A 10,686-nucleotide genomic window follows, 5' to 3' on the forward strand; every position below is an offset into this window, starting at 1 on the left:
GATGTATGCAGTTGCAAGAGGGAGTCTTAAGAATTTTTTCCTTTTTACTTTGTAGCCTAAAAATTCAGTAAGTGTGTATTTTGCTACGCTAAATTCTGTATTAGGTTACTAGCATGTTGAGCGATCGCTTGCCAATTTTCTGCAATCACCAACTTTTTCGGAAATAATTCACTACTCAAGCCCACCGCCACAGCCCCCGCTTGGATAAATTCTGGGGCATTTTTTAAAGTCACGCCACCTGTAGGAATTAAAGGAATATGACCCAATGGAGCTTGTAAACTTTTAATATAACTGGCTCCTCCCAAGGCTTGCACAGGAAACACCTTCACGCAACTAGCGCCTTGTTGCCAAGCAGTCACAATTTCTGTAGGAGTCAGCGCCCCAGGAATGATCGGCACTTCTTTTGTCACGGCGGCTGCAATCATTTCTAAATCAATATGAGGGGAAAATAAAAATTGCGCTCCAGAGGCGATCGCATCTTGTAACTGCTGCACGTTGAACAATGTACCTGTACCAATCAGACAATCAGGTAATTTCATGCGGAGTTTAGCGATCAATTCTGCGGCGCGATCGCTATTCCAGGTAATCTCTATTAGCTGCATTCCCCCAGATGCTACCGCCATTGCCATCTGCTCTCCTAATTCTATTTTTGATGCACGGATAACGGCGATCGCTCTGTTTTTTCGCAACTTTGATAACCAATCTTGATTAGACATTCTCGCTGGGACTTGAAATAAGGCATTAAATTCTTCACTACCAGCGTGACACATCATCTAGAGGAAACGGGACAAGGTAAATACTCTGCTGAAAACTTGCTTGTTGCCTCAAGCTATGCGATATTTAATATACATCACTAACTCTATCGAAATACCGTATTTAATATCTAGCCGTAAAAGGTAGTAAAAATGGCAATTGCACAGCAAAACACAGCATCCTTGACTATCAGCTTAAATAATTCTCAAAATATTCATCAAATCTGGCAGCCAGCGCAGTTGGGAGCAGTATTTATCCGGCGTTTGTGGTGGCACACTAAAAGCTACGGAATAGTTTTCAGCATTATGTTTTTAACCTTAATGAGTCTAATTTTCCTCAGTATTTATTGGTCTTATCGCCACCTGCTGATATTTACCACACCGCAAGATGAATTGGATATGGAGAGTAGTAAGTGAGTGAACGAACAAAGCTGCGGGTTGTATCTTACTTAGCGCCTAATTGGTTCTGGTTTTACGAAGCTATTGTGGCTTATCTAGGTCGGATTTTGGCAGTAGAAACCCAACTACAAGCAAGTCAATATGACCCACTCGCAGACCCAATACTATTAACAGACCAGCTAGACCTAGCATTTATTTGTGGCTTACCTTTGGTCAGATACGGTCAAGTGGTAGCAAATAGGTTACAACCTGTAGTTGCGCCAGTTATGGAAGCACCACGCTATCAAAATCGTCCGGTTTACTTTACGGATGTGATTGTCAATACAAACAGCCATTTATACAGCTTTGCAGATTTAGCTGGTAAAATCCTGTGTTACAACGACCCTGGCTCTAATAGTGGCTATAATTTACTGCGACATCGGTTATTACAAGACAAACACCCAAAAAACTTTTTTGGACAGACAATACAATCGGGGTTTCATCAGCGTTCAATTCGTTGGGTAATTGATGGACTGGCGGATTGTGCAGGTATTGATAGTGTAGTCTTGGAGCAAGAACTACGAGATTGTCCCGATTTATCACAGCATATACGAGTAGTAGAATCTATCGGCCCATGTCCGATGCCGCCTTTAGTCGCTGCTCAACATTTAGATCAATTTTTGGTTCAGCAGGTGCAAGCGGCGTTACTTCAACCAGATGCAGAACTCCAAATCGCAATGAAAAAAGTTGGCGTGAAGCGTTTCGCATCTGTGGATTGGTCAGATTATCAAGCGATCGCAAAAATTTACAATACTGCAATTCAGGCAGGTTATGAGGTAATTGGTTAGCGATCGCTAGTAATATACTAAATATTTAAATCACGCAGAGCTAAACGAATTTGCTCTAAACGTCTGCGGTTCACACCAAGATCAGACTGTCCAACGCGAGATGCAGAACGGATATGAATCACTGACTCATCAGTAGGAAAATAAAACTCTACATCATCAATAAATTTAAATATCCGGCTTTTAGAAAGAGCATGAATGTAATTATCTGTCTGTTCTATCACCTCTGTACGCGGAACAACAGTGAGAACTTTGAGTAAGGTGGCTCGTGCTGTCTCGCGGTCTACATGATAAGCGATCGCGTCAATGCTATGTTCGGCATCAGCGTCTTGACTAACAACGCAGTTTGGGGAATTCGGACAAGAAGTTAGATGACCATGATCAACTCCCAAGTTAGAAGAGTCTGCCCAAGTAGCCGCAGGTAAAATAAAACTACTAGCTATGGTGATCAATATTACAAACGTAATCTTCAACAGATGTCGTTGGGCGATTGCTGTGAGCGAATGAATCATGATCAATCTAGGCCTCAAGCTGGAAATATTACTCAATTATTGTCGGTCATTGAGGATACCTGCTACGAGTTGTTGTGAAGTAGTTACCTTTTCTTTTGCAGTAGCAATGGCATAAACCTGAGTTTGTTTTTCACTATGCCAAATTGCATCTCGATATATCTGCTCAAATAAGACTCGTTGAGCATGACTACCACCTATTCGATGCAGTAGTGGTAAGACGATTTTTAATTCAGATTTAGCGATGGAATACTCACCTTTTGCATGGGCAATCATCCCTCTGGCTGCCGGAATTGCGACTTTTAACCAGTTCTGACGCAAGTATGGATTAATGCTCTGAGAATGTTTTTGCATACTCAAATACATCTCGTTTACCCAGTCAAATCGTCTAGCTCTGGCTAAGGCATAGATATAGTGCAAATCTTGAAAGGGTAAAGCATGTTCATCAATCCGCGGCAACAAATAAGTACTTAAATCTTGCCAGCGATTACCAACATTAACTCCGCGCAACTCTAGCCTTAACAACAATGCGATCGCTCCTACCTGATCTTTGGGAGATTCTTTAGTCGCCCGACCCCACACATGAGTATCGTATATAGCTAATACCTTCTGCATATCACCTCGCTCTAGGTAATAAAGCGCTATATGCCACCAATTGTGTGTGTACAACATAGAGTTGCAGTTTTCCCAAGTATCAGCCAGGCTTTCCATCCAAGCGATACCCTCATCTACTCTGCCTTGAGTTTCCATAACGTGGGCAACTGCATGATGCGCCCAAGGGTCATGGCGATTGATAGCGGTTGCTTTTCGACCCATTGCTTCGGCTTGTTCTAGTTGATGGCATTGTTCTAAACCAAAGGCCACCATACCGTATAAATAATGATTTTCTGGATTAGCAATTAGAATGTTTTGGGCAATTTTGAGTAATCTTTCTTTATCGCCTAAATAGAAGTAGTGATATTGTCCCTGCTGTACCGAAATTAAATCACGCGGATAATTTGCGGCTAATTCTTCGTGTAAGGCGATCGCCTGATCCATCGCTCCCATCGCCCAAGCGGCGATCGCTTGAATATACAATCGTTCTCGTTTTGTGATTCCGACTAAATGGCATTGAGCCGCTTGCAAATAAGGTCTAGCTTGCTTCCACGCCTGAGCATTTTCTTGCGTTAGATAATAGGCCGCTGTATAGGCATAAACCATTGCACAACCTGGATCTGCTTTCACACCTTCAAGAATCACAGCTTCAATATCTTTGCCATAACTGAGGGATTGTTCCATAAACTGGTTGATGGCTGCGATCGCTGCTGGTGAATCGGTTGTTACTTCAAGTCCTTGCGCGTCTTTTAGCATTGTTTATTCCTGGCTGTACGGTTAGCAACGGGTCAAACGCTTGTCCACCCGCCAAACTTTTAAAGTCTAAACACCACTAACTCGATAGATTTACCGTATTTATTGTTTTGAGTATGTCACAACGAAGGTAAAAATCGCAAGGCCATATTAAAAATTTTCTCGGCTACGTCTTTCTCCAGAAAGATTAATCTATCTAGCACCATGCACCATTAGTCAGATGGAAGAGGAGTAAGAAATTTTTATGCTGAAGCAAGCAACGCCATTTATGAAATAGGTGTAATAGCGATGAGTCTTAGCTAACACTTGTGAAGAAATGGGTGAACCACCAAAGACTTTTACAATTTCATCATGGATTCAATCTATGACAGAGAATTTTGATCCGATGAGGATAGGAACCCGGTTAGCAAGAAATTGGTGGACACTCGCATTGCGCGGAACACTCGCTATCATATTTGGCTTAACCGCACTATTTTGGCCGGGAATTACTTTAACAGCTTTGGTATTTCTGTTTGCTGCCTTTGCGCTAGGTGGTGGAATATTATTAGCGATCGCCGGATTTAAAGATCATCTTGGCAATATCCACGGATGGTTGTTGGTAATAGAAGGCGCAATTGGTGTTGCAGTTGGAGTTATGGCATTTATTTGGCCAGGAATCACTGCATTAATTTTGCTTTATTTAATAGCTACTTGGGCAATTATTACTGGCATATTCGAGATTATTGCAGCCAATCAGCTGCGCCAAGACATTGAAAATGAATGGTTGCTCATAGCAGCCGGTATTGCATCCTTAATTTTTGGCGTTCTGCTGATTATTTGGCCTATAGCTGGAGCATTAGCAATTTTATGGATAATAGCTGCTTATGCGATTGTCTTTGGGGTGCTGATGTTGTTGTTGGCTTTAAGGCTACGCAAGTGGGGAGAACAACGCAGACTATTGTAAAGTTGCATAAATTATGTAGAGATGCTGCATGACAACATCTCTACATATCGGCAAATCTTCAACCTCTAATTAGGTACAGCCACTGTAGCTGCATCCGCTATTTGCTTATCCTGATGTTCAGAGACAATTTGTCGAAATTGTTCTCCGTCAATTGTTTCTTGCTCAATCAAAGTTTCTACTAAATGGTCAACTAATGTCCGGTTTTCTTGAATCAGGCGTTTTGCTGTGTCATAGCATTGGCTGACAATTTCCCGCACTTTCCGATCAATTTGGGAGGCAATTTCTTCGGAATATTCGGATTTGTTCATCCAGTCACGCCCCAGAAATACTTCACTGTTGGGAGATTCTAAGGAAAACTGTCCAATTTCCGACATCCCATACTGTGTTACCATCTGTCGCGCTATGGATGTGGCATATTCTAATTTGCGGTTTTCGCGCATCCCACCAGTGACTTCTGGTAAACCAAAAATGACTTCTTCGGCGGCTCTACCACCTAAGACAGCGGTAATTCTGGCTTTTAGTTGCGATCGCGACATAAGAAAATGCTCTTCGTCAGGGGTGAACCAGGTTAAACCCCGTGACTGTCCACGCGGAATCAATGATACTTTTTGTACTGGGTCATGGTCTTTGAGCAAGGTGCCAACGATGGCGTAACCAACTTCGTGATAGCCAATTAAGCGTTTAATTTTACTGTCTACTAGGGGTGTACCTTCCATCCCCGCGACTACGCGGTCAACTGCATCGTTGATTTCTAAGATAGTGATTGCATCTTTGCGTCTTCTGGCGGTGAGAATGGCAGCTTCGTTGAGTAAGTTGGCTAAATCTGCGCCAGTAAACCCAGGTGTACGACGAGCGATCGCATCTAATGACACACTCTCATCAATTTTCTTATTACGGGCGTGAACTTGCAATATTTCTAATCGCCCTTTTAAATCTGGTGCATCAACAATTACTTGTCTGTCAAAACGTCCTGGACGCAGTAAGGCTGCATCTAAAACATCGGGACGGTTAGTAGCGGCAATAATAATGATGCCTGTATTACCTTCAAAACCATCCATTTCGGTCAGCAACTGGTTGAGAGTTTGTTCCCGTTCATCGTTACCGCCACCAATACCCGCACCCCGTTGTCTACCCACAGCGTCGATTTCATCAATAAATATGAGACAGGGTGCATTTTCTTTGGCTTTCTTAAACAAATCACGGACGCGGGAAGCACCCACACCGACAAACATTTCTACAAATTCTGAGCCGGAAATGCTGAAAAATGGTACGCTGGCTTCCCCGGCGATCGCTTTGGCGAGTAAGGTTTTACCTGTACCTGGAGGCCCGACTAACAAAACGCCCTTGGGAATACGTGCGCCGACAGCGGTAAATCTTTCTGGCTGCTTCAAAAAAGTAACAACTTCTTGGAGTTCTTCTTTGGCTTCTTCCACACCAGCCACATCGTCAAATTTTACGCCTGTTTTGGCTTCCATTTGGAACCGCGCTCTGGATTTACCAAAGTTCATGGCTTGGCTGGAGGAATTTGTCGAACGACGCAGGAATAGTAACATTAAAGCTACTAAAGGCAAAATCCACATTAGGTTAATTAACAAACCGACTGCGGCTCGACTGTTAGCCGAGGATACCTCACCAAACTCGACGTTTTTCGCTTTGAGTTTATTAATTAACTCTGTATTTTGATTTAAAAGTCTGACTTGTAGGGGTGGTGTATCTGGCTTCTGACCTTGTAAATATACTTTGGCTGTTTGTTCGGTTTCGTCTAACTCGACTTTTTTGACTTCGCCTTTTTCGGTTCTTCTAATCAACTCACCATAACTTATTTCGCGCTCTGCTCTTTGTGCCAAGGCAGGTGTACCGCCAACAATATTTGGCAACATCATTAAACTGGCGATTAGCGCCCCAGACCAAGCAACAGATTTTGGCGTTCGCTTTTGGTTCATTTTGCCTAACTCTGGCTTGGCCGTCGTTGGTTTGATTATGGGCGATCGCTGTTGCATCAATGCCTTTCTCCTGAAAATTTTCATATTATTTACCCTTGTTCTGCTGGCATGAGCTTCGCGCTGGTTTTATGCCTATTTTTCTAGCAAAAATTGCAATAACTGGAAATCACTGTTTTTATCTAGTCTAACTTCATCACAAAACTATTCCCTATTCTCTTTACCCATGCTACTCAAGGATTCCTATCTTAGTGGGATAAATTATACTCCTGGGTAGGATGTTGATAAACAAAGCTTGGCTGACTATAAACATTAGTACAGTTTTTCTTGATTTTTTCTCTCTAATAACTCGGTATTAGACAAATTTGACTGCGAAACCATAACTCGCTATGATAAACATAGTCGTAATGACTACGACTTGTAATCATATTTTTGTACTGATGATTCATTAGTATTATTCTTTCTTAATTTCAGACTTCAGACTTCATATTTGTAATGGATGGGGAAATTATGGTCAGGATTGTGGGCATTGCTGGTAGTTTAAGACCTAACTCCTATACACAGTTAGCGTTACAAGTCGCAGCACAAAGGTTACAAGCCATAGGTGCAGATGTAGAAATTTTAGATTTACGGCAATTACAGCTACCATTTTGCAACGGTGAAAAAGAATATCCAGAATACCCAGATGTACAGCGCTTGCGTGAGACTGTCAGTGGTGCTGACGGATTAATTTTGGCGACACCAGAGTATCATGGTGGCGTGAGTGGCGTGCTGAAAAATGCCCTTGATTTAATGAGTTTTACAGAACTTTCAGGGAAAGTTACAGGACTAATCAGCGTTTTGGGGGGTCAATCTAATAGCAACGCCCTCAATGATTTACGGTTAATTGTCCGCTGGGTGCATGGTTGGGTAATTCCTGAACAAATTGCCATTGGACAAGCCTGGAGTGCTTTTAACTCGGAAGGTAAGTTGTTAGATGAAAAACTCTCTCAAAGATTTGACGAATTTGCTCAAAGTTTAGTTGATAGTACTCGCAAGCTCAAAGGCATCAATTAAAGTTGTAGGGTGAGCAAGATTTTGCCCACCCTACAAGCTGGCAACTATAGCAAAAGCCAGGAGGCAGGAGGAAAAGTCTGATTATTCCTGGTATTCAAGCTTTCAAATTGTCCTAACATATCTAACTACCGCTATATTAATTAAATTCATTTTTTATTGGCTATTAGCTATTTTTTAATGTATTTTTTGCTACATCTTTAAATTTAAATTACTTGAGTAAGCAGATAGTTTATTTTACTCAAAACTACGCGATCGCAGTCCCAGTCACCGATATCGCTGGTTTACCATATCTACAGGCGATCGCCCTCTACATCTTAAATTTTGTTGTCTTCAGCCAAGCTGTATTAAAATTAAGTTAAATTTAATTAAGAATCTTTTCATCGGCACATAATTAATGGTGACGCGTGATTAGACATCAAATTAAACAAAATGGATTAATAAACATCCGTTGCAAACTAAATCTAGTCACAAAGTGAGGCCATATCGTGCGGAAGATGATTCCCTAGATAAATGCCAAGCTATGGAGTCACTAGAAATGATTAATTGTATTGGCAGAGGCAAATTAAGATGAAATTCTCTTGGAGAGTCCTGGTACTCTGGACATTGCCTGCTTTGGTAATTGGCTTTTTCTTCTGGCAAGGAGCATTTGCGAATGCTCCTGCGGATATGGGTAAGAATGCCGCCAATACCCGCATGACGTATGGCCGTTTTCTAGAATACTTGGATGCCGATCGCGTCACTAGCGTAGATCTGTATGAAGGCGGTAGAACAGCAATTGTCGAAGCTATCGATCCAGATATCGAAAATCGCATTCAGCGGTGGCGGGTAGATCTGCCAATTAGCGCTCCTGAGTTAATTAGCAAGCTTAAAGAAAAACAAATTAGTTTTGATGCTCACCCCATGCGTAATGATGGCGCAATTTGGGGATTATTAGGCAATCTTGTTTTCCCAATTTTATTGATAACTGGGTTGTTCTTTTTGTTCCGGCGCTCCAGCAACCTGCCTGGTGGCCCTGGACAAGCCATGAGCTTTGGTAAATCCAGAGCGCGTTTTCAAATGGAAGCCAAAACTGGTGTGAAATTTGATGACGTGGCTGGTATTGAAGAAGCCAAAGAAGAACTACAAGAAGTTGTGACCTTTCTCAAACAACCAGAAAGATTCACCGCTGTTGGCGCACGCATTCCCAAGGGCGTTTTATTGGTAGGGCCTCCAGGTACAGGTAAAACCTTACTTGCCAAAGCGATCGCCGGGGAAGCTGGTGTACCTTTCTTCAGTATTTCCGGTTCCGAATTTGTGGAAATGTTTGTTGGTGTGGGTGCTTCCCGCGTCCGTGACTTGTTTAAGAAAGCCAAAGATAACGCTCCCTGTATCATCTTCATCGATGAAATCGACGCTGTGGGTAGACAGCGGGGTGCGGGTATCGGTGGCGGTAACGATGAACGGGAACAAACCCTCAACCAGTTACTTACCGAAATGGATGGTTTTGAAGGCAATACTGGCATCATTATTATTGCAGCAACCAACCGTCCCGACGTATTAGATTCAGCCTTGTTACGTCCAGGGCGTTTTGACAGACAAGTAACTGTCGATGCACCAGACATCAAAGGCCGTTTGGAAATTCTGCAAGTTCATGCACGCAACAAAAAATTAGACCCCAGTGTGTCATTAGATGCGATCGCTCGTCGTACACCTGGGTTCACTGGTGCTGACTTAGCTAACTTACTCAACGAAGCAGCAATTCTCACCGCCAGAAGACGTAAGGAAGCCATCACCCTGCGGGAAATTGATGATGCAGTTGACCGCGTAGTCGCGGGGATGGAAGGTACACCCTTAGTAGATAGCAAGAGCAAACGCTTAATTGCTTACCACGAAATCGGTCACGCTTTAGTGGGTACTTTGCTCAAAGACCATGACCCAGTACAAAAAGTTACTTTGATTCCGCGGGGACAAGCACAGGGTTTAACTTGGTTCACTCCCAACGAAGAACAAGGATTAATTTCTCGCTCTCAACTAAAAGCCAGAATTACTGGTGCTTTAGGTGGTCGTGCGGCGGAAGAAGTAGTTTTTGGTGCGGCGGAAGTGACAACTGGTGCTGGTGGAGACTTGCAACAATTGTCAGGAATGGCGCGACAAATGGTTACTCGGTTTGGGATGTCTGATTTAGGGCCACTTTCCTTGGAAAGCCAACAAGGCGAAGTATTCCTCGGTCGTGACTGGACAACCCGATCTGAATATTCAGAGGCGATCGCATCTCGGATTGATGCTCAAGTGCGGGCGATTGTTGAAGAATGCTATGAAAACGCCAAGAAAATCATGCGTGAAAATCGCACTGTGACAGACCGCATCGTTGATTTGCTGATTGAAAAAGAAACCATTGATGGCGAAGAATTTCGGCAGATTGTGGCTGAATATACTGATGTACCTGAAAAACAACAGTATGTACCACAGCTGTAATTCCTAATCAATAATTTACCAAAATGGGTAAGGTGTAGAACCTTGCCCATTTTTATTTGCATTTAGTGATTAAACAACCCAAGATTGAAAGCCCAAATTATCAGGCGATCGCTTTTATTTTTGATAACTATACTTAGAAATATACCTACACGTTCAAATGTATTAATTTACAAACAGTTTGCTAACATAATTTTTGACTATGCGCTCCTTACTCTTGCAAAACTTGAAGCTAACAATTCCCACAGCCTTAGTATTTACAATTCTTGGTTATGCTGTTAGTTTGCCAATGAGTTTTCTCTTTAACTCAGAAGCAGCAAGATGGCAATTCCATCTACCTCATTCAATTAGTATTCAGACAGAAAAGCTGGATGAGCTTGGTAGATTTCAAACTAGGGTAGCTCTTGGAGGTACAACGATGGGAATTATTATAGCTCCTGACTTTTCCCGTTAAGTCTCTTTTGC

Annotated in this window: 11 protein-coding genes; 7 read left to right on the forward strand and 4 right to left on the reverse strand. The window is 42.5% G+C overall.

Annotation, left to right across the window (positions count from 1 at the left end; all coding sequences use genetic code 11):
* Positions 1-83 precede the first annotated feature (83 nt).
* Positions 84-716: a bifunctional 4-hydroxy-2-oxoglutarate aldolase/2-dehydro-3-deoxy-phosphogluconate aldolase gene (locus tag NCWK1_RS02030; protein ID WP_103123559.1), complete on the reverse strand. Its 633-nt coding sequence runs from the start codon at positions 714-716 to the stop codon at positions 84-86.
* 189 nt (positions 717-905) lie between these two features.
* Here NCWK1_RS02030 and NCWK1_RS02035 point away from each other — a divergent pair, with 189 nt between their 5' ends.
* On the forward strand, positions 906-1,169 hold the full coding sequence (locus tag NCWK1_RS02035; RefSeq protein ID WP_187308025.1) for a hypothetical protein: 264 nt from the start codon (positions 906-908) through the stop codon (positions 1,167-1,169).
* On the forward strand, positions 1,166-1,978 hold the full coding sequence (locus NCWK1_RS02040; RefSeq protein ID WP_103123529.1) for a phosphate/phosphite/phosphonate ABC transporter substrate-binding protein: 813 nt from the start codon (positions 1,166-1,168) through the stop codon (positions 1,976-1,978). The genes NCWK1_RS02035 and NCWK1_RS02040 overlap by 4 nt, the downstream gene beginning before the upstream one ends.
* 17 nt (positions 1,979-1,995) lie before the next feature.
* On the opposite strand, the gene NCWK1_RS02045 is transcribed toward NCWK1_RS02040, so the two are convergent.
* Together NCWK1_RS02045 and NCWK1_RS02050 are read right to left on the reverse strand one after the other, a co-directional pair.
* Positions 1,996-2,487, reverse strand: coding sequence for a DUF1499 domain-containing protein (locus NCWK1_RS02045; protein WP_103123530.1), 492 nt, complete (start codon positions 2,485-2,487; stop codon positions 1,996-1,998).
* 36 nt (positions 2,488-2,523) lie between these two features.
* Positions 2,524-3,834 (reverse strand): tetratricopeptide repeat protein, encoded by a 1,311-nt coding sequence (locus NCWK1_RS02050; RefSeq protein ID WP_103123531.1) that lies wholly within the window; start codon positions 3,832-3,834, stop codon positions 2,524-2,526.
* A gap of 361 nt (positions 3,835-4,195) precedes the next feature.
* On the opposite strand from NCWK1_RS02050, the gene NCWK1_RS02055 reads away from it, so the two are divergent.
* Entirely contained in the window at positions 4,196-4,774 is a 579-nt protein-coding gene (locus NCWK1_RS02055) for an HdeD family acid-resistance protein (RefSeq protein WP_096585461.1), read from the forward strand.
* Positions 4,775-4,839: 65 nt separating this feature from the next.
* Here NCWK1_RS02055 and ftsH read toward each other — a convergent pair whose 3' ends face one another.
* Positions 4,840-6,801 (reverse strand): ATP-dependent zinc metalloprotease FtsH, encoded by a 1,962-nt coding sequence (gene ftsH / locus NCWK1_RS02060; RefSeq protein WP_422730830.1) that lies wholly within the window; start codon positions 6,799-6,801, stop codon positions 4,840-4,842.
* A gap of 423 nt (positions 6,802-7,224) precedes the next feature.
* Here ftsH and NCWK1_RS02065 point away from each other — a divergent pair, with 423 nt between their 5' ends.
* From NCWK1_RS02065 to NCWK1_RS02075, 4 genes are all read left to right on the forward strand, one after another.
* Entirely contained in the window at positions 7,225-7,770 is a 546-nt protein-coding gene (locus NCWK1_RS02065) for an NADPH-dependent FMN reductase (RefSeq protein ID WP_096585458.1), read from the forward strand.
* A gap of 212 nt (positions 7,771-7,982) precedes the next feature.
* Positions 7,983-8,129, forward strand: a complete 147-nt coding sequence (locus tag NCWK1_RS29315) for a hypothetical protein (RefSeq protein WP_187308026.1) — start codon at positions 7,983-7,985, stop codon at positions 8,127-8,129.
* 208 nt (positions 8,130-8,337) lie between these two features.
* Positions 8,338-10,224: an ATP-dependent zinc metalloprotease FtsH2 gene (gene ftsH2 / locus NCWK1_RS02070; RefSeq protein WP_103123533.1), complete on the forward strand. Its 1,887-nt coding sequence runs from the start codon at positions 8,338-8,340 to the stop codon at positions 10,222-10,224.
* Between the two features lie 199 nt (positions 10,225-10,423).
* On the forward strand, positions 10,424-10,675 hold the full coding sequence (locus NCWK1_RS02075) for a hypothetical protein (protein ID WP_103123534.1): 252 nt from the start codon (positions 10,424-10,426) through the stop codon (positions 10,673-10,675).
* Positions 10,676-10,686 lie beyond the last annotated feature (11 nt).

The organism is Nostoc cycadae WK-1 (genome assembly GCF_002897135.1).
GTDB lineage: Bacteria > Cyanobacteriota > Cyanobacteriia > Cyanobacteriales > Nostocaceae > Nostoc_B.